This is a genomic window from Rhodococcus sp. LB1 (assembly GCF_001583455.1).
Lineage (GTDB): Bacteria > Actinomycetota > Actinomycetes > Mycobacteriales > Mycobacteriaceae > Rhodococcus_F > Rhodococcus_F opacus.
In genome coordinates, this window is the sequence record NZ_LTCZ01000390.1 from 31,464 (window position 1) to 50,397 (window position 18,934).

Consider the following 18,934-nt stretch of genomic DNA (forward strand, 5'->3'; position numbering starts at 1 on the left):
CGCGATCACGCTGTGAAATGCGTTGGCCGTGGCGATCCGGATTGGAGAACCTACGGGATGGGAAGCTTCAACGCATCGGCAAAGTTTCGACGCGAGTACTCTTCCCACTCCGCCAAGTGCAGCGCCATCTTCTCGTACGCTGCTTGCGGATCGCGTTCGCTCAGTGCGTCGTAGATGAGTTGGTGATCTGCGATCACCCCCATGTAGCGGCGAGCGGAGTAGCTCACTCCGACCACGGCGCCATCCATGATCCCGTGCAACGAATCGGCGAGATGGTGGAACAAGGGGTTTCCCGACGACCACGCGATCACGCTGTGGAAGCGGGTGTTCAGGTCGTTGAAAGCGTTCACTTGTTCGCGATCATCGACGATCCGGCGCATTTCGATGATCGTCCGTTCGAGTTCCTGAAGTGCTTCCGAGTTGATCCGCTCCGCGGCCAGTTGGCAGATCATCGGCTCGATCGCCGAGCGGACCTCGACGATCGCCTCGAACGGAGTCCTCTCCATCCGCATCATGAACGAAATCGTCTTGGCAAAATGGCCGGAATCAGGAGCCTGAACGTAGGGGCCACCGTTGAGGCCCTGCCGAATCTGAATGGCCCCTTGGTACTCGAGCAGACGGAGCGCCTCGCGTACTGTCGTCCGACCCATTCCGTACTTCTCGACCATCTCCCGCTCGGGAGGCAACGGGTCACCCGGCACCAGGCGTTCCCCGATGATGTCGGACAGGATCGTCTCCGCTAGCAGAAACGAAGACTTCTGCGGCCTGCGCGGCAAGCGTTGGGCGGAGGGCAAAGCCATCGCACCGAGGTCGTTGTTGCGGTAGTTCACAGGCTCGGTCGCGGCGGGGCGGCTCTGACCTTCTGGCGCGGTGGGTATGTCCTGAGGCATTGCGGCGCTCCCTTCAATTCCTGTCGATCTGCCCTGCGGCAGCCACACTCGATCGGGCCCGACACACCTGCCCGCCGGGAGGAACAGGTACACCCGCACCGGGCGTCCCTGCCTTCCTCGTCCATGGACGTCGAGTGACTCGCCAAGGATCACCCCTTGCCGACTCCGCTCTTGCGGAATGCGTCGCACACATTCGCGCCTCGACCCCGAAGGATCCAGACGAACGTGTCGAACATTGTCATGGTAGCGGGCTTTGCGCAGGGCGGTCAAGAAACCCGCGAAGCGGTTGACGCGGCAACGCCGGGGGCTTCACAAAGGGGCGTGACTGGGTCCGAGATTCTCGTATTCCATTACAGGAATCAGTATTTCGAACAACGATGAGGACCGCGTCCTCGTTGCTGCACGCGCAGCACCTCCAGCGGGCCCGGTCGCCACGGGGGTTTACAAAGCCGGAAAACAGGTGCAATATGTGCATGTTCGTAGTGACGCAGGACACAGACCCCTGCGGGAGGGGTGTGACTCCTCCCGATCAACGGAACACCCACCGAGGGTTTCGGCGGATGGCACCGGTCGAGGGCTGCGCAGATCCCCCGGATCGGCTGCACGCATCGACCGTCGGCGCGCGCAGCGCGGCGCCCACAACTAAGGAGTTACGCGATGCAAGGCTTGGTTTTCGAAGGAGACCGACTGGTTTCCCTCGCGGAGTTTCCAGATCCGTCCCCACGGCCCGGCGAGGTGGTCGTGCGCGTCATGGCATCAGGGATGTGCGGCAGCGACCTGCACTACTACCGAGCGGAAAACGACGGAACTCCTGCCGAGAGCCGGTGTATCGGTGGGCATGAGCCGGCCGGTGTCGTGGAGTCGCTCGGACCGGGAGTCAATGGCGCCCGACTGTCCGTAGGGCAGCGGGTCATGGTGCACCACTACTCCGGGTGTGGGACATGCATGAACTGCCGCTCGGGCTGGACCCAGATGTGTACCTCAGCGCCCGCCAAGGTCTACGGCAAGAACGCCCACGGTGCACATGCGCAGTACATGGCGGTCCCCGCGGCGTGCGTGCTTCCGCTGCCCGATGAGCTGTCGTTCTGCGCCGGCGCCGCCATCGGATGCGGCACCGGCACCGGCTGGGGCGCTCTCGAGCGCCTGGGTGAGGTGGGCGGGCTGGACCTCGTAGTCTTCGGCCAAGGTCCGGTCGGCCTGTCGACCACCATGCTGGCGACTGCACGCGGCGCCAGGGTCATCGCCGTCGACCCTTCTGCCTCTCGGTTGGAACAGGCTTCGAAATTCGGTGCAGCGGACACGGTGAACCCGGACTCGGTCGATCCCGTCGAGGCGATTCGCGAGCTCACCGCGGGTGCCGGTGCCGCTGCAGCCGTGGAGACCTCGGGTGCGACGGTCGCTGCTACTGCCGCGCTGGACGCACTGGCGAACTGGGGACGGCTGTGCGCCGTGGGACTGGGGGGCACGATTGCCTTCGACGTCCGTACGTTCCTTTCCCGACAGGTCACCGCGATGACGTCGTGGTCGATGTCGAGCGTGCAGCAGATGGCCTGTGCTGACTTCGTCGCGCGCCGCAACCTGCCCGTGGACGACTTGTTCAGCCATCACTGGTCGCTGGACGAGGCAGTCCATGCCTACGAGGAATTCGACAAGCAGAGCGCCGGCAAGGCTGCGTTCGTCTTCTGAGTGCCGATCGTGAACAAGCGCCCAGCCGGCGCGGAACAACCGAAAATTTCCTTTGGAGGACTAGGCATGGCATCGACCAAGAGCCTGTTGCGGAGCAAGCGCAACAGGCACCGTTCAATCCTGACTGCGGCCACCGTGGCGCTGTCGCTTGCGCTCACAGCATGCGGGGGCGCCGGAGCAGGTGAAGTCGCCGAATCGGGTCCGCCGGTGACAGTGGACGACGCGGAGTGGAACGCGCTCGTCGACGCTGCCAAGAGTGAGGGAGAGCTGGTGGTGTACTCGTCCCTGAGCGGCGTGGAGACCAGCTTCGAGAAATTCGAGGAGGCGTACCCCGGCATCTCGATCACCGTCGAACGGGCGCCCACCAGTGACCTGATCACCCGCCTCGACCAGGAGGGCGCCGTCAACGCGCCGGGGGCGGACGTCACCCTGCACTCCCAAACGGGCTGGTTCGACGCGAGCGACGAAGAGGGCCGGTTCGCGGCCCTGAAAGTCGGGCCCGATCAGGCGGCTGCGGGTTGGGAGGACCACCTCGACGGCAAGAGCTATCCCTTCGTTTTCTCCAACGCGTACGTCGTCGGCTACAACACCAAGTCGGCCCGTCCGGTGAAGAACATGAGCGAGTTCCTCAACGTTGCCGCCAACGCAAAGATCGGCGTAATCGATGCCGAAATCTCTACCGCCCAATCATTTCTGTACTCTCTCTGGCAAGACGCGTACGGCGACGACTTCATGAAGCGTATCTCCGACCTCGACCCCACCGTCTACAGCAGCAATGTGCCGCTCGCGCAGGGCCTTGCCGCCGGCGAGATCGACTACGGCATCGGGTTGGCTCCGTCGACGGTGGTCGGTCTGAAACAGGAGGGGGCGCCGGTCGACTACGTCGTCCCCGACGAGGCGACCTCCGGCGTGCCGTATCACGCTGCCGCGCTGTCCAATGCGCCTCACCCCAATGCCGCGCAGTTGTTCGTCAACTGGCTGATGAGCGAAGCGGGCGCCGCACAATTCGTTGCACATCACGCACCGGCGTCGACCCCCGTAGCCACGACGGGCTCGATCCCGTGGGGCGAGATTCCGACGCCCGAGGACAGCGGCTGGACCCAGCAGGACCACGAAGAATTCATCAAGTCCGAATGGACGCCGCAGTTCGGCTGAGCTCACCGGGGCACACCCGGCTCAGCGGCGCGCCCCGCCAAGAATCTGATGACCCGCCCGAAGGGGTAACCCGTGACAACCACCACCACCAAACCCACCACGTCCAAACCGGCCACCACCTCCGCCATCGACGAAGATCTCACCCGAGGTTCACTCCCGACGCTGCTCGACAGGTACGGCGGTAAGGCCGCCTGGTACGTCTTCGCCCTCGGCCTCGCTCTCTTCGTCCTCGCGCCGATCGTGCTGTTCTATTCACGGGCGTTCGGCGACGGTGCCGCAGCCGTCCGCAATCTGACGGATGTCCCCAACCTCGCCACCATCCTTTTCAACACCGTTGTGCTGGCCGCAGGAGCGACGGTCGTCGCGGGTGTTCTCGCAGTGGCCCTTGCAGTTCTCGTCATGCGCGTTCCGATCCGGTGGAGAGGGTTCGCCGCATTCCTGCCGCAGCTCGGGCTGGTCATCCCTCCGGTGGCAACCATCGTCGGATGGATCTTCATCTTCGCCCCGACAGTGGGTTACGGAAACACCCTCCTGCGGAGCCTTCCGTTCTTGGGACGGATGGGCGAAGGTCCGATCGACGTCTACTCGATGCCTGCAATCATCCTCATCACCGGTACCGAACTGGCCGGTATCGTCTTCGCCTTCGTCTTTGCCAGGTTGCACGAGATCAGTGGCAGTCTCGTCGCCGCCGCCAAACTCTCCGGTGCCTCCGCATTTCGCAGCTTCACGACCATTACGCTCCCGCTGCTGCGGCCCTCGCTCGTGGCAGCACTCGTCGTAGCATTCCTGCTCGGTCTGGGGCAGTTCACTGCCCCGCTGCTGCTCGGCTCGGCCGACGGCATCGACGTCCTCACCACGGAGATCTTTCATATCCGCGAGAAGTTCCCGATCGACTATGCCGCCACCGCGGCATTGGGGCTGCCGCTGCTCGTCCTCGGAATCGGATCGATCCTGCTTCAGCGAGCCGTGATCGGCGACCAGCGACGTTATGTGACACAGGGAGTCGGTGGAAGCGTCTCGACGCAGACCTCGCGCTGGGCACTCGCGGCTGTTGTCTTCTACACATTCATCACGTGCATCGTTCCGCTTCTCGCCATCACGCTCGTCGCCTTCTCTCCCTTCTGGAACGGCGACCTCACCGACATGTCGTTTACGACAAAGCATGTGGAAACCACGCTGGCCAACCCCATTGTGACCGGCGCCGTGTGGAACAGCATCACGGTGTCCATCATCGCGGCACTGGTCGTGCTTCCCCTCGGATTCATCGGAGCCCTCGTGATGAGTGGAGTCGTGAAGGCGCCGCGCCCGATCCAGTACATTCTCGACTTCGTTTTCGTCGGACCGCTCGCCGTTCCTCGCGCCATGCTGGGTCTGGCCGTGCTCTACGTCTTCCTTCGACCGCCGTTCAACCTCTACGGCACACTGGCACTTTTCGTCGTCGGATACATCTTCATCGTCCTGCCGTTCTCCTTGCGATCCCAGCACGCAAGTCTTGTCGGAGTGCATTCGTCGTTGTTCGAGGCCGCGAAGGTCTGCGGCGCAAGCCAATTACGAACCATCCTGGATGTCGCGCTTCCCCTGACGAAACGTGGAATGGCAGCAAGCCTGGCCGTCATGCTCGTGCTCCTGTCCCATGACTTCGCGGTCTCGGTCATGCTGCGTTCTCCCGGCAACCACGTCATGGGCACGGCTATCTACGAGTTCTGGGAAGGCGGCGTCTACCCACAGGTTGCCGTTATGGCCCTCGTGATGTCGGGCGTCACCGGAATTCTTCTCGCCCTCACCGTGTGGGTCGGCGGCCGATCCGCACTACAGAACATGTAAAGGGAGCAAGACATGGAACTCATGACAGAGCCAAGAACAACCACGTTGACGCAGGAGGATTCCGCAACAAGGACAGACAGCGCCACGCTGTCCGGAATCACCAAGACCTTCACCGCCAAGGGCAGGACCGTGCACGCGGTCAAGGATGTCGATCTCAGTATTCGGTCGGGTGAGTACGTCGTGATTCTCGGCCCGAGCGGTTGCGGGAAGTCCACGTTGCTGCGATGCGTCGCCGGACTCGAAACGCCGACCCAGGGTTCGATCAGCCTGCAGGGTCAGCCGGTCTACGACGCCCAGCGGCGGATCAACGTGAAGCCCAACGCGCGCCAAGTCGGCATGGTCTTCCAGAACTACGCGCTGTGGCCGCACATGACGGTGGAGAAGAACGTGGCCTACCCGCTGCGCATGCGGAAGCTACCGAAGAGCACCTGGGACAAGCGGGTCTCGGAGGTGCTGGAGGCTCTCGAGTGCGAGGCGCTGGCGAAGCGACTCCCGGCAGAGCTCAGCGGTGGTCAGCAGCAGCGCATCGCACTCGCGCGAGCGCTGGTCTACGAGCCTGCGATCCTGCTGCTGGACGAACCGTTGAGCAACCTCGATGCCCTACTGAGGGTTTCACTCCGCACAGAGCTGATGAGGCTACACCGAGCGCTGGGTTACACCGCCCTCCACATCACCCACGACCAAGAAGAAGCGCTCGAGATGGGTGATCGGGTCGTTCTGATGCGCGCCGGCAGCATCGAGCAGATGGGCCCGCCCGAGCAGGTCTACGCCCGGCCGGTCTCTCCCTACGCCGCCCACTTCCTGGGGGTGCGCAACCAGACGTCGGTCGAGGTGGGCGACGGCGTGCTGCACAGCAGGATGGGGGTGATCCACGGTAGTTCCGAGCTGGCACGCGGGCGCAACAAGAACGAGAAGCTCGAGCTGTTCGTTCGTGGCCGGGACACCGAAATCTTCCGGCTAGGCTCCGGCATGGCGAGACATTCGCAGGACGAGAACATCGTGATGGAGGGCACCCTCGCCCAGATCGTGCTGGGTGAGGGCGGCCGCCGCCAGTACATCGTCGATCTGGGCGGCGCTCAGTGGTTCGCCCAGCATGCCCACGACCAGGACCTGCGGCCCGACGATGCGGTCGCTGTCACGGTTCCGGTGAAGTCGGTGCTGCTCTACCACGACGAGACGCTGGTCTTCCCTGCGCAGGACATGGGCTCGCGCTCAACCGTGGAGGTCGGCGCCCAGTGATCGGAAACGAGGCGAGACGCGAGGAGGACGAAATGACAGCATCCAGCCAACTGCGGCGAGCGGTGGACGCCACGGCCTTGATCGGCGGCGTATGGCGCTCGGAGAGCGCCGTACACGACATACGCGACCCCTATCGGGGAGACGTCGTGGGCACGATGGCGATCTCGAGCGAACGGGACCTCGGGGATGCCCTCGATGCCGCACGGCGCGCCAGTGCGGTGATGGCGCGGATGCCGGGTTATGAACGGGCCAGGCTATTGCACCGCATCGCTGACAGCGTGAGCGCGCGTGCGCAGCACATCGGTGAGATCCTCGCGCGCGAATCCGGAAAGGCGATCTCGGATGCCGTACTCGAGCCGCTGCGGGCTGCGGACACCATCCGGCTTTCCGCAGAGGAAGCCGTCCGGATCGAAGGGGAACACGTCCCCATGGACGCCTCACCCGCCGGCGCCGGCAAAGTGGGGATGGTGCTGCGGTTCCCCGTGGGGGTCGTGGCTGCGATCACGCCCTTCAACGGGCCGGTGCACCTGACTGCTCACAAGCTCGGGCCCGCTCTGGCGGCCGGTAACAGCATCGTGTTGAAACCGTCCCCCAAGGCCCCCTTGTCCGTGCACGCGTTCATCGAGGCTGTGATGGAGGCGGATATACCGGACGGGGCGGTCAACGCCCTGTACGGCGACGGTGTCGCGCCAGGTCTGGTCAGTGATCCGCGGGTCGACTTCGTCAGCTTCACAGGCTCGATACCGGTCGGCAAGGCCATTCGCAACAGCGTCGGAATGAAGCGTGTCGCACTGGAACTCGGTGGGGTGGGACCGACCTTCGTCAGCGACGACGCGGACCTCGAGGTCGCAGCAGCCGCCTGCGCCCGCAACGCGATGATGATCGCCGGCCAGAGCTGTGTGTCCGTCCAGAACGTCTACGTGAAGAGGCCGGCGCACGACGCCTTCCTCGATCTTCTCGGGAAGGAGGTCGAGGCGATTCGCTTCGGCGACCCGCTCGAGCCATCGACCGAGGTCGGCACACTGATCGATGACGGCGCCGCGGAGCGTGTCATGGGGATGATCGATCGTGCCGTGAACGACGGAGCAACCCTCCTGTGCGGCGGCCACCGCAGCGGAGCGCAGTTGGACGCCACCGTCCTGACCGACGTGAACTCCTCCATGGACATCGTGGCCGACGAGATTTTCGGCCCCGCGATGACAGTTCAGGCCTACGACGACGTCGAGTCCATTTTCAGCGAGATAAGCCAGAGTCCGTACGGCCTGCAGTGCGGGATCTTCACCAATTCGCTCGACCTGGCGATGACCGCGTTCAGGAGCATCCGCACCGGCGGTGTCATCGTGAACGGCACCTCGAGGTGGCGGGCGGATCAGATGCCGTACGGGGGCGTGAAGGACAGCGGGATCGGCCGGGAGGGGCCGAAGTACGCGATCCGCGATATGACCGAGGAGCGTTTGCTCGTCCTGAATTGATCGGGTGGCCCGGGGGCAACTCACCCCGGGCCCCACCGACACAGCGAGGGAATTCTCATGGGCGAGAGACCGCCGAGAAGGCCGTCGCGGAGACCGGCGTCAAGGCTGTCGCTGACAGCGGACATTCGACGTGAACGTGACCGGGTATCTGCACTGCTGCCACGCCTTCGCTCGCGGCATGCTCGAACGCAACTCGATCGGTCCGGGGTTGATCCGGACGCCGTTGACCGAAGCCACCTACACCGATGCCAATCCAAGAACGCTCGCGCACAATCCGTCCCGATGCATCGTATCGGGACGCCGCAAGACATCGCAGAAGCCGTCGAGTGGGTCGCGAGCGATCGGTTCGAGCTACGTCACCGGGCAGAACATCCTTGTCGACGGAGGACTGGATCACGCATTGCTCGGGGCGGTCCGTTCGTCCGGAACCGAGTGACATGTACGCCCGTGGTCGTGTTCGGTCGCATAATCCTGACTAAGGAAGGATCGAGATGAGCGATACGTCTACGGAGGTCTACGCGCTTCGGTACGCCACGCGTCCGAATTGCATGACGAGAGAGGCGTTCTATCGCCATGACCTCTACGGCGAGACGGACACCCCGGTCGGAATGGATTACTTCTTCTGGCTCATCCGGTCACAGGGCCAGACCGTCGTGGTGGACTGTGGCTTCAACGAGAATGTCGGACCGACCCGCAACCGCTGGATCAGTACGACACCGAGCGAGTTACTCTCGCGGATGGGCGTCGATCCCAAGGCCGTCGACCACGTGGTGCTGAGCCACATGCACTTCGACCACGTCGGCAACACCCATCTGTTTCCCAATGCCACCTTTCACATGTCGCGGGCCGAGTACGAATATTGGACCGGCCGCCACCGTGATGTGCCGGCCTTCTCCTGGCCGGTCAAGTCCGATGAGGTCAGGCTGCTCGAGTCGCTCCGTCGTGAGGAACGGCTGGAGCGGAAAGGGCAAGGGCCGGTGGTGGCCACTACATGTCGACCCGGACGACATCACCCGAATCTACTTGCGGGATCCGACCTCCCGGCGGTGGTACCCGCTCGAGTGGGAGCACGCCCGGTCGATGCAGATGCCGCTGAGCGAGGACGCGTTGGCGTTCGCCCGCAGGTTGGCGAAGGCGAAGTACTCCTACCCCGACGACCGGATTGCGGTCGCCGACCTGCTCGAGCGGTGGAATCTCGGCCTCGGGTCGAGCATGACCGAGCGGCGCATGGCATTGCGTATGGCACGCGAGGACGCAGCGCTCGACCTCGAGTCACCGCCGTCGGTGAGGCGTCACGACGCGATGGCGGTCGACACCTCGCAGAGCAGTATCGACATCGGGGACGACGATGCCGAGGACGAGGCAGACCGGCCCGATAGTGACGACTTCTACGCCGATGCGCTGGAGTACCTGTGACCGTCGCACTGATCCGGCAACGCCTGCAGGACTACGCGCCGTTGGGCAACGTGGCGCTCTCCCGCAAGGAGGGGTGGCGCGATTTCACCGACTCCCCCACCCTGGTCCCGCCGCAGGTGCTGACCCGCCGGCAGTTGCGAGCGCTCAGCGCGGACGACGCCGAGGTCTACAACCATTTCCGGCAGCTGTGGCACGCGAACCTGGGGCCGATCCGGACCCCACAACTGACCGCGCTGCACGAGCAACTCTCGACCGTGGTCGACAGCAACCTCCAGTTCGGCGACAAGGCCAAGGGTGCGGTCGCGATCGACGCCTACCCCGGCCTGGGCAAGACGACATCGGTGCTGGCGTTCGCCAAGGCGTTCCACCGCCGCGAGATCCGGATCAAGGGCCCCCACACCCGCAACGGCCACCAGCGGTGGCCGGTGTGCCGGGTCGGGTTGACCGGCAACACCGGCCTCAAGGAGTTCAACCGGGCGATGCTCGAGTTCTACGCCCACCCCGGGATCACCCGCGGCACCAGCGCCGACCTGTCCCGCCGCACATTGGACTGTGTGACCTCCTGTGAGACAAGGCTTTTGGTGGTCGATGATCTGCATTTCCTGCGGATGCATGCCACCAGCGGTGTGGAGATCAGCAACCACTTCAAGTACATCGCCAACGAGTTCCCGGTCACCGTGGTCTTTGTCGGGGTGAAGCTGGCCGAACGTGGGCTGTTCGCCGAGGCGCAGACGGCGCGGCGCACCACGCTGGTGGGGATGCGGCCGTTCGTCATCGATACCGACACCGGCCGCCGGGAGTGGCGGACGATGCTGTTGGCGGTCGAACAGGGGCTGGTGCTGGCCGACAAGTACCCGGGCATGCTCGCCGACGACCTCTCGGACTACCTGTTCACCCGCAGCACCGGCCACATCGGGTCGCTGATGGTACTGGTCAACCGCGGCTGCCACCGCGCGGTCGCCACCGGCCGCGAACGCCTCGATGCCGAGGTACTCGACACCGTCAGCAACGACGAGGACGCCGAGACCGCGCGGCGCGAACTGCAAGCTGCCCTCGAGGCGCGCCGCATCACCACCCGGCCGACACAGCGCCGTCGATGACCGGGGTGCGGTCCCTGCCGATCCGGGTCGCCCCGCTGCCCGGTGAGGCGATCGATTCCTGGCTCGAGGCCATTGCGCACCGCACCGGGACGGCGTTCGTCGACCTGGATAAGGCCCTGCGCCCCGATGACAGCACTGCCGCTGACAGGGTTCGGCGCCCGAGCCTGTGGCCGATGCACCTGCGCCCGAGCGACGTGGACGCCATCGCGGCGGCGGCGGACCTGCCGGTTGCCGTTGTCGAGGCGATGACGTTGGCCCGCTACGACGGGGTCGCCCTGTCGCTGAACGGCCGGAAGGGACGAGCGGCCGCGGGCCTGCCCTGGGGTCGCGGGCAACGATCCCGGTACTGTCCGGACTGCCTCGCCGAGTCCGGTGGTCGGTGGCAACTGCAGTGGCGGCTGGGCTGTGTGTTCGGCTGCACCGAGCATCACTGCCTGCTGGCGGACACCTGCCCGCGCTGCGAAAGCTTCCAACGGTGCAGGCGTCCCCTCCGGGAGGTCGTGCCGAGTCCGGGCCGCTGCGTCCATCGGAGTGCGGACACCGCTGCGCCGCGTGGGCTCGCCCGGTGCGGTGCATACCTGACCTCGGCACCGGTGATGCGGTTGCGCCCGGATCACCCGGCGATCCGGGCCCAGCAACGCGTGCTCGATGTCCTCACCGCCAGTCGAGGCACCTTCGGTGTGTACGCCGACCGCCCCGTCGGAGCCCGCGTGGTGCTGGCCGATCTGCACGCCATCGCCTCCCGCGTCCTCGTCTACGGCAGCATCGAGGAGATCGCCGATCGGGTTCCCGCCGACCTCGCCGACGCGCTGGCCCGAGTTCGCTCCTCCTCCGCGTCGGAAGCACCGGCATTGGGCGGATCGGAGCTGTCGAGGGCCGGTGGGGCGATCGCAACCGCCGTCGCGGTGACCACGGCCATGACGGTGCTGGATCGGCCAGACATTGCCGGTGCCGGCGAGGCGTTGCGGTGGCTGGTGCACGGCGGTCGGAGTCTGGGGCGGCCTGTCGCCGCCGGAACCATGTGCGACTGGGGCAGCGCCACCAGTACGACGCTGGCGGCCATCCAGCTCGCCGCGTTGCGGCCGCTGTTCGTCCGCGCCGTCGATCAGTTGCGGTACCGCAGCGCCGCCGCCCTCCCGAGCTACCCGTCGACGAGTGCTGTCGCGGTAGACGCTGCTGCCCGCCGCATCCCGACCCTGCTCTGGCCGGAATGGTCACTGCGGTTCACCGTGGCCCCGTGCAGTCCGGCGCAGGTCCGACCGGCCCTGTCGGTAGCTCTGATGCTGGTGGGCACCGCAGTCAGGCTCGGTGAGGCCGCCGACCGCCTGGGTTCGGCTGTCCGAGCGGACGGGGTCACCCGCACGCTGGCATGCCTGCGGAGCTCTTCTCGGTGGGACGACAGCCTGATCGCGTTGACCCGGCTGGCGGACCACCTCGCCGCGGAGCCGCCACCGATCAATTACGACCGGCGCCGCCGCCTGGACTATGGCGCACTGCTGCCCGACGACCTGTGGAAGCAGATCTGCCGCCGGACCGGAACACCGCCCGGTGCCGGCCAGAAGGCGGACTTCGCCCGCTGCCTGCTATTCGAACGACTCAGCGGGCTCCCCGCGTCCCAGTCCCCATTCCTCGCAGACGATTACGACGTCCGCGCGAAACGGGCCGAGTTCCCGCGCGCACTCACCCCCGCCCTGGCCGCGTTACTCGCTGCGGCGGCCCGACAGTTCCTCGACGACCACGGACTGGGCGAGGAACCTGTGTCTTGGCATCCACCACCACATCTGCTCGACGGGATCGACCTACCCGGACCCGATCCGGGCGCCGTGGACCTCGCCGCCCTCCATGACCTGACCCGCCACGAACACCCCGCGTTGTCGGAGATCGCGCGGCAATTGGGTACCACCATTGACGTGATCCGCCACCTCCTCGAAAACCATCCCGCTCCCGCATCGCCCATTGCCGCCGAGCGGTTCGGACGATGCGCAGCCCGTAGTGCCGCCGAAGACGCGGTGAGCCGGGCACAGTTCGTCGACCTCTACTGCGGCCAACGCCGTACCCTCGCCGAGATCGCCGTGATGATCGGCGTCAGCAGGAAGGTGGCCGGGCGACTGGCACGACATCACGACATCACGACATCACGGCATCACGCCGACCGCCGGAGGCCCGCCGGTCGATCCGGCATGGTTCCACGACCAGTACGTCAATCAGCGGCGAACGCTGCGGGAACTCGGGCACGAGGTGGGGCGCAGCGTGCCGCGGATGAGCCGGATCGCGAAGCAATACGGCATCCCGATTCGTCCACCGAGCGAGGCCGGCCGTACCGGACAGCTCAGCGAGCCTCATTGACCGCACTCGAGTTATCGCCCGGTCGACGGGCGTTTACACCGAAGTCGGACCTTCAGGGATTCGGTTCCCACGGGTTGACACATCGGACACCGAGGGGGTCGAAGTGCTTGGTGTTGCGCGTCGCCACGGTCATCTCGGCGGCCTGGGCGACAGCGGCGATAAGAGCGTCGTCGAACGGCGCATGCTCGGGCACCCGGTAGGTGGCCAGCACCCGTGCGGCCGGCAGATCGAACGGCAACACACGGTCAGCGAAGGCTGGCAGGACCCGCTCGTCGAACCACCGGCGCAGGACCCCTCCCTGCTTCGGGTCGGATCGCTCCTTGGCGACCACGCCCCGCTCGATCTCGGCAATGGTCATGGCCGTCACGAACTGGTCGGCCACCGGCACCGACGCCGCCCAGACCTCGACCGACCGGTTACGGCCCCGAACCCGCAGCGCGGACACGACATTGGTGTCCAGGACGTACTTCACAACTCAGCAGTTCGGGCGGTCAAACCGAGGCGCTCGGGCTCGAACTCGATGTCGGCACCCTCATCGGTGCTCAACAGGTCGACGAGCGTGACCGGCTCCCGCTCGAGGACCTCGCCGAGGATTTCGCGTACCTCCGCCTCGACTGACCGGTGATGCTGCTCAGCACGCGCCCGCAGGGCAGCCTTGGTTCCCGCGGGAAGGTTGCGGATCAGGATCTGTTCCACCGTGACCACCTCCGATATCACACTAATGATATCACCCGAGGGTGTCGGAGGACGGCGCCCTGGAATGGGCGATTGCGTGTCACCGATCGTGAGCGTCGCAGACGAGCTTCGGGGTGGTGGTCCATCCGTGGCCTTCGAGCCAGGTCAGGGCCTGCGGGGGCAGGTCGTCACCGGTCGATCCGGTGAGTAACGGGCCGTCGCCGCATCGGCTGCAACTGATCACCAGGACGTGGCTGTGCGGCTGGCAGCGGGCGCAGTGCCGCGCCTGCCGCAGGTGGCCGCCGCCGTCGAGGTGCAGCCAGATGGTGGCGAGATCGGCGCGATGCGGGACGAGGTCTCGGCGCGTGGTGGGTTGATATCCGCAGGTCGGGCAGGCCGACGGTCCGGGGGTGGGTGATGTCGCCGCCGGAACAGCTGACTGCGAAGGTCCTTCTTCGACCGTGGCGGTGCTGGCGGTGAGTGTCTCTGGCGGACGTGACGGGAGGTGTCGGTAGAGGGTGGAGCGGGTGAGCCCGGTCTTGTCAGTGATTTCGGCGATGGTGGCGCCGCCGTCCCGTAGTTGGGTGGCGTAGGCGAGTTGGGCGTCGGTGACCACGCTGGGCCGACCGGTGCGGCGGCCTTTCTCGGTGGCCACCGTGCGGGCGTGGGCGGCCCGTTCGACCGCGTAGGTGCGTTCCATCTGCCCGAACAGCGCCAGCAGTATCACCGCCAGCTGCCCCATCGGGTCGTCCGGATTGGTGGAGTCGATCCGGATCGGGTCCGCCAGGTTCCGGAATCCGACGCCGCGCTCGTGCAGGTCGTGGATCAGGTTCAGGGTGTCGCGGACGGTCCGACCGAGCCGGTCGAGGGTATGCACCACGATCACATCACCTGTGCGGGCGTAGCCGAGCAGCGCCTGCAACCCGGGCCGTTCGGTGGTGTGGTGAAACCCTCGGGAAGCTCCTGCCGGTCGGAGCGCATCTTGCCCGGAATAATCGTCGAGTTTGGGTTCTCGGTAGGGGGCGCAAAATGGGGCAACTACGGCTACGAAGGCGGGTTCATCAAATACCCAACCACAGACGCAATTTTGAATCCGGACGGCGTCGGCCGACGCCAGCACTTCCAGGGAGCGGACATCTACTGGAACGTTGTTCCCGGTGCTCACGTCATTGGCGGCGCGATCAAGGACAAGTGGAACACCGTTGGCTCGGAGCAGAATGGCAGTCTCCTTGGATACCCCACAACCGATGAGATCATTCTTCCCGGTGGAGCGGGTCGGATGAACCGTTTTGAACGTGGCGTCATCTATTGGTCGCCCGCGACCAGCGCCCACCCTGTCACCGGAAAAATACTCGAATACTGGTCATCCTTAGGTTACGAAGCCGGACAATTCGGCTACCCAGTGGGCGACGAGTATGCATTCAATTCTGGTCGTGCCCAAGACTTCCAGAACGGACGGCTGGATGCGTATCAAACAGATCCCAGTCCTCTGACTTTCCGGCAGGCTGCAGGTGGGGCTCCCCAAACAGCGCCGTTCGCCCCTTCTGCTCTGTGCGACACGGCTGTCGACCATCCTCACGCCTCTGTCGGCTTCAAGAATCAAATTCATGCCAATGTTCGCGCGTACTGCTACTACCTACCGACCACTCCAACTATCGAAGTCGAAGCGGAAATGACGCATCTGCGCTGGGGCGGAATATGGCCAAAGAAGCCGAACATCAATAAGGACACAGGTCAAGAGGAGGACTTCCATTTGGGTCCGACGGTTACGGAGTCCGTGGATGGAACCTACGCTGCATGGTGCGACCGCGGTAGCTGGTTTCGGTACGCCATCGACGCATTTGGGACCCTGACGATCCCTGGTGATCCTGATCCCTACCATGCCCTCGCCAGCTACGAGACCCCATCGGAGATCCAATGCGAACAACCAGGCTGGCCGCAGTAGCGTCTGCCGCGCTCCTCATGAACGGGGGTATCACAGGGTGCGGAGCGACAAGCGAGGCTCCGTCCGCATCAACGGCCGTGGTGGCCTCGACCTCTGCCGAGGTCACCATGCCGTTGGAATTTCGCAAAGTTCCTCCGGCAGCCTTTGTTGGCGTCCCTCAGGCGACGACAGAAGAAAATGATGAACTCCAGCTAGTTGGCACAATGTGGGACGCGGTGGATCCGAAACTAACGGAAGACTTACCAACGACAATGCAGTGGGAGAGATTTCATCCGCCCCCGAAGTCTATATTTATCACGACATCGTTTGAACCCCTCTCTGTACGTATCCACGGCTTTCGTTCCGTGAATGCAGATGGGATTCCCAGTGACAATCCTGACGAAATCTATAAATGCAGGTCGAGGGAATTGGAGGAGCGCTCCGCCGACTGCACGCTTGGGAAAGAGCAAGACCGCATCCGCATAGATGTTTCAGGAGTAACCACGGAGTATGTAACGATCCAGGCCATGTGGATCGTACCGGGAGAAGAAAAAGTGGCCGCATCTTGGGCATATAGTCAATGAGGAAGCCGAGCGAAGGATTCCACGATGGAAATTTCCCCTACTGCGCCATGGCACTGGAGTCCCAACCCCAGAAGCTTCGACTACGAGTTCGCCTCAACCTTGAGGTACCCGGATGTTCACGAAGGCCTTCCCGCCTGGCATGTTGAAGATCTGCGCCACGAACTTCGGATACTTCACCCCGCTTACCGAGGGAATCGATCTGTGTCATGGCGGAAAATCTCGGAGTCATCTGGAATACACATGACACCGCGGGTCGGATTCGGTGAGATCGCCAACCCAACTTTAGCGAAATACCGAAAAGGCGAGATATACGACAGGGCGCCTACAACCGGCGCTGCGCCCATGGACGTGGTCGAGATCATTCGCGACCACCTCGACTTCACCAATTGCCTTGCGCTCTCATGGGAAGGGAATGCCGATATTTCCGCCCAGTTCCCTGCGGAAGACTACCCGCGCATTTCAATTGTTGACTACGACCTTTTCCTCCCACTTAAATGGGTGGAGCATCCGGTGGAGTTGCCCGTAACGAGATTTAACTACTTATGGCCACAGAGTAGAAACTGGGTAATTGCGAGCGGCGTTGATTCGCAAGATACAATTCTTGCCGCCGCAGATATGGATCTAATCACGCGTGTTGGAAGCGATTTAAGACTCGAAACAATAAGGATGCTTTCCAATTGCGGGTAATCGGCACGCTACCAGGTAACCGGTCAGGATCCGCCTCCGGGATAGACAACCACTCCTGACATGGCCGGCAGGGCGTGCTGATCGCCCGTCGCGGCAGGGCATCGGCACCGCCGCTTCCTGATCGCTGAAGAAATGCCAGGAAATTGAGACAGATTTGCAGTAGTCATGCCGTGAGGCAAGCGACAAGTCTGCAGGTCGCAGCGTCTCAAAATGCCACCGGCAGCGAGACCCTACACGGAGCATCCTCTTGGGGGACACCGAAGGTGGCCAGGCCGCCGGGCAGGCGGATCCCCAGCTGACAGACGACTGCGTTCGGTCGCGTCACCGGTGTAGGTCTCGAGACTCGTGGCCAAATCTCATCTGGGATGGCCACTCAATGGCCAGTTGGCCAATTGGGTGAGATTGCATTCGACGTGGCGGCGTGGCGGATCTCGAATGCGGTGGCGGAATCTCACGGCGAGTGGCGGGCCGGTGGCGGATCCGCCACCGTGGTGAGACTCGCCCACCTTCGGCGTGATCCAGATCGTTCGGGGTGTCCCGATTGACGCCCCGAAAGCAAAAACATCACCGGACGGGGCTACTGGAACGGCGCTGGTCAGCGAGTTCCGGTCAACGGCCGGCTCTCGGGACGAGCCGGTGAGGGTTCCGTCTCTAGGACGCTCAGCAACGTGTGGGATTGGATTCGACCCCACGCGGGTCTCGAAACGATGACAGATCGCCAAGAGCTGGCGGCCTTCCACTTACCGTGTACTGCTGACTATCGGGGTTTCAGGGCACGGTCTGGAGGGTCCATGAGCATCCGAATATCGTCGAACACACCGGATGACGAACCGGGGAGCACGTTGTTGCCGGTTCGCGACAGAATCGACGAAGCCCTACGAACCCACCCAGCGGTGAGGCTTTCGGGTGAAGCGGTCCCATTGATGCACCGCACCACGGCCGGAGCGCGATTCGGTCCAGTCCGGCTGATCGAGCGCGACTCCGATTTCGCCGTCGTATTCGCCGCGGACACGACCCGTTGGGCGGTTCTTGTTCAGCCAGGCGGCGATTCACCGAAGGCATCCGTCATCCTCGGGGTACCCAATCCCCGCGTTGGATTCGGTCGCTCGTTTCGGGCTTCGTACTTGGAGCGGTTGAACGTCCATCAATCCGGCGATCCGTCCGTCGGGAGGGAACCACCAGAGTTCGGATGGATGGCGCTGGCCGGAATTGCTGCCGAAGGCGTGTCTCAGTTCGAAGTGAGGTCGTCGATCGATACAGACACCGGAGGTGTCGGAGCCGACGACGGAGTCGTCTTTGCGGTGCTCCGCGCGCGCTCGAGAGAGAAACTGCACGTCGCCGTAACCCTTGCCAGCGGCGAGACAGTCCAAATCCATCATCCAAGCCTGCGACCACCAAATTGAGACAAATCGTGGCGGCCATATCGTGAGACCCACGATGAATGCGCAGGTCGTCGAAATTTCACCGTCCGCGAGACCCTACAGTTCGGGCTGATCTTCGGCCATGGCTGGCCTGCTCGCCCTCGCGGCACATCACCCCTCAGCGCGTGCAGCAACCCGTGACACCCCGCGAAGCGCAACGAACAACTGAAGGCTTCTGCCTGCGGTTCGACGACCGGCTACCGATCCGTAGCTGGGATCACCAGCGACCTTCTCGCTTGAGTTGAGACTGCTGTGTCCGGCCGTCGTGACAGGATCACGGGCATGGAGGAGCGCACCCTGCCGGTCAGCGAAACACAGATGACCGTGGCGATGGACTACGGCCAGTTCTGTCTCGACGGCGGCCTCGGAGATCCGGACGTCGAACTCGCACTCCTGGAGCGAGCCCAGGCCGACCAACCCAGCGCCGGCAACGGGGCCATGCTGCTGGTGCTGTGCCCCCACCAGAACAACTTCCAGATGTCGGTAACCGTGCAGGTGTTGTCCGTCGCTGAACG

The 18,934-nt window shown here is 64.2% G+C and carries 14 protein-coding genes and 4 pseudogenes; 14 read left to right on the forward strand and 4 right to left on the reverse strand.

Annotated features, from left to right (window positions below; genetic code table 11):
- Positions 1-50: 50 nt before the first annotated feature.
- Positions 51-938, reverse strand: coding sequence for a FadR/GntR family transcriptional regulator (locus AZG88_RS37010; RefSeq protein WP_156517716.1), 888 nt, complete (start codon positions 936-938; stop codon positions 51-53).
- Positions 939-1,547: 609 nt separating this feature from the next.
- On the opposite strand from AZG88_RS37010, the gene AZG88_RS37015 reads away from it, so the two are divergent.
- The 10 genes and pseudogenes from AZG88_RS37015 to AZG88_RS54615 all read left to right on the forward strand — a co-directional run.
- Complete coding sequence (locus AZG88_RS37015; RefSeq protein WP_061040570.1) at positions 1,548-2,576, forward strand: zinc-dependent alcohol dehydrogenase family protein; 1,029 nt, start codon at positions 1,548-1,550, stop codon at positions 2,574-2,576.
- 213 nt (positions 2,577-2,789) lie between these two features.
- Positions 2,790-3,731 carry an ABC transporter substrate-binding protein gene (locus tag AZG88_RS37020; protein WP_197488005.1) on the forward strand — a complete coding sequence of 314 codons (942 nt, stop codon included), beginning with the start codon at positions 2,790-2,792 and terminating at the stop codon, positions 3,729-3,731.
- Positions 3,732-3,803: 72 nt separating this feature from the next.
- Positions 3,804-5,555 (forward strand): ABC transporter permease, encoded by a 1,752-nt coding sequence (locus AZG88_RS37025; RefSeq protein WP_061040571.1) that lies wholly within the window; start codon positions 3,804-3,806, stop codon positions 5,553-5,555.
- A 12-nt stretch (positions 5,556-5,567) separates the two neighbouring features.
- A complete protein-coding gene (locus tag AZG88_RS37030; RefSeq protein ID WP_082764345.1) occupies positions 5,568-6,794 on the forward strand; it encodes an ABC transporter ATP-binding protein in 1,227 nt (408 codons plus the stop codon).
- A gap of 32 nt (positions 6,795-6,826) precedes the next feature.
- Positions 6,827-8,266 (forward strand): aldehyde dehydrogenase family protein, encoded by a 1,440-nt coding sequence (locus tag AZG88_RS37035; protein WP_005250165.1) that lies wholly within the window; start codon positions 6,827-6,829, stop codon positions 8,264-8,266.
- A gap of 130 nt (positions 8,267-8,396) precedes the next feature.
- Positions 8,397-8,702 carry a hypothetical protein gene (locus tag AZG88_RS37040; protein WP_061040573.1) on the forward strand — a complete coding sequence of 102 codons (306 nt, stop codon included), beginning with the start codon at positions 8,397-8,399 and terminating at the stop codon, positions 8,700-8,702.
- 172 nt (positions 8,703-8,874) lie between these two features.
- Positions 8,875-9,174, forward strand: a pseudogene (locus AZG88_RS55840) (MBL fold metallo-hydrolase); the annotation flags it as partial.
- A 52-nt stretch (positions 9,175-9,226) separates the two neighbouring features.
- Positions 9,227-9,682: pseudogene (locus AZG88_RS54610) on the forward strand (transposase); the annotation flags it as partial.
- Positions 9,679-10,782 (forward strand): TniB family NTP-binding protein, encoded by a 1,104-nt coding sequence (locus AZG88_RS37050; RefSeq protein ID WP_061700546.1) that lies wholly within the window; start codon positions 9,679-9,681, stop codon positions 10,780-10,782. The pseudogene AZG88_RS54610 and the gene AZG88_RS37050, both read left to right, overlap by 4 nt.
- Positions 10,779-11,162 (forward strand): annotated as a pseudogene (locus AZG88_RS54615) (TniQ family protein); the annotation flags it as partial. The gene AZG88_RS37050 and the pseudogene AZG88_RS54615, both read left to right, overlap by 4 nt.
- A gap of 2,018 nt (positions 11,163-13,180) precedes the next feature.
- Here AZG88_RS54615 and AZG88_RS37060 read toward each other — a convergent pair.
- From AZG88_RS37060 to AZG88_RS37070, 3 genes are all read right to left on the reverse strand, one after another.
- Complete coding sequence (locus AZG88_RS37060; RefSeq protein WP_061040576.1) at positions 13,181-13,600, reverse strand: type II toxin-antitoxin system VapC family toxin; 420 nt, start codon at positions 13,598-13,600, stop codon at positions 13,181-13,183.
- A complete protein-coding gene (locus AZG88_RS37065) occupies positions 13,597-13,824 on the reverse strand; it encodes a FitA-like ribbon-helix-helix domain-containing protein (RefSeq protein ID WP_061040581.1) in 228 nt (75 codons plus the stop codon). The genes AZG88_RS37060 and AZG88_RS37065 overlap by 4 nt, the downstream gene beginning before the upstream one ends.
- 79 nt (positions 13,825-13,903) lie before the next feature.
- Positions 13,904-14,683, reverse strand: coding sequence for a recombinase family protein (locus AZG88_RS37070; RefSeq protein WP_231914326.1), 780 nt, complete (start codon positions 14,681-14,683; stop codon positions 13,904-13,906).
- On the opposite strand from AZG88_RS37070, the gene AZG88_RS50960 reads away from it, so the two are divergent.
- The 4 genes and pseudogenes from AZG88_RS50960 to AZG88_RS37080 all read left to right on the forward strand — a co-directional run.
- Positions 14,675-15,748, forward strand: coding sequence for an LGFP repeat-containing protein (locus AZG88_RS50960; protein ID WP_156517717.1), 1,074 nt, complete (start codon positions 14,675-14,677; stop codon positions 15,746-15,748). The two genes, AZG88_RS37070 and AZG88_RS50960, sit on opposite strands and share 9 nt — an antisense overlap.
- A gap of 77 nt (positions 15,749-15,825) precedes the next feature.
- Positions 15,826-16,311 carry a hypothetical protein gene (locus tag AZG88_RS52220; protein WP_143548674.1) on the forward strand — a complete coding sequence of 162 codons (486 nt, stop codon included), beginning with the start codon at positions 15,826-15,828 and terminating at the stop codon, positions 16,309-16,311.
- Positions 16,312-16,551: 240 nt separating this feature from the next.
- Positions 16,552-16,998, forward strand: coding sequence for a hypothetical protein (locus tag AZG88_RS52225; protein ID WP_143548673.1), 447 nt, complete (start codon positions 16,552-16,554; stop codon positions 16,996-16,998).
- A gap of 1,703 nt (positions 16,999-18,701) precedes the next feature.
- Positions 18,702-18,934 (forward strand): annotated as a pseudogene (locus AZG88_RS37080) (hypothetical protein); the annotation flags it as partial.

Excerpts from the sequence above, each read along its gene's own strand:
- AZG88_RS37015 (WP_061040570.1), top strand. The coding sequence starts at position 1,548 with ATGCAAGGCTTGGTTTTCGAAGGAGACCGACTGGTTTCCCTCGCGGAG.
- AZG88_RS37030 (WP_082764345.1), top strand. The coding sequence starts at position 5,568 with ATGGAACTCATGACAGAGCCAAGAACAACCACGTTGACGCAGGAGGAT.
- AZG88_RS52225 (WP_143548673.1), top strand. The coding sequence starts at position 16,552 with ATGACACCGCGGGTCGGATTCGGTGAGATCGCCAACCCAACTTTAGCG.
- AZG88_RS37035 (WP_005250165.1), top strand. The coding sequence starts at position 6,827 with ATGACAGCATCCAGCCAACTGCGGCGAGCGGTGGACGCCACGGCCTTG.
- AZG88_RS50960 (WP_156517717.1), top strand. The coding sequence starts at position 14,675 with ATGCACCACGATCACATCACCTGTGCGGGCGTAGCCGAGCAGCGCCTG.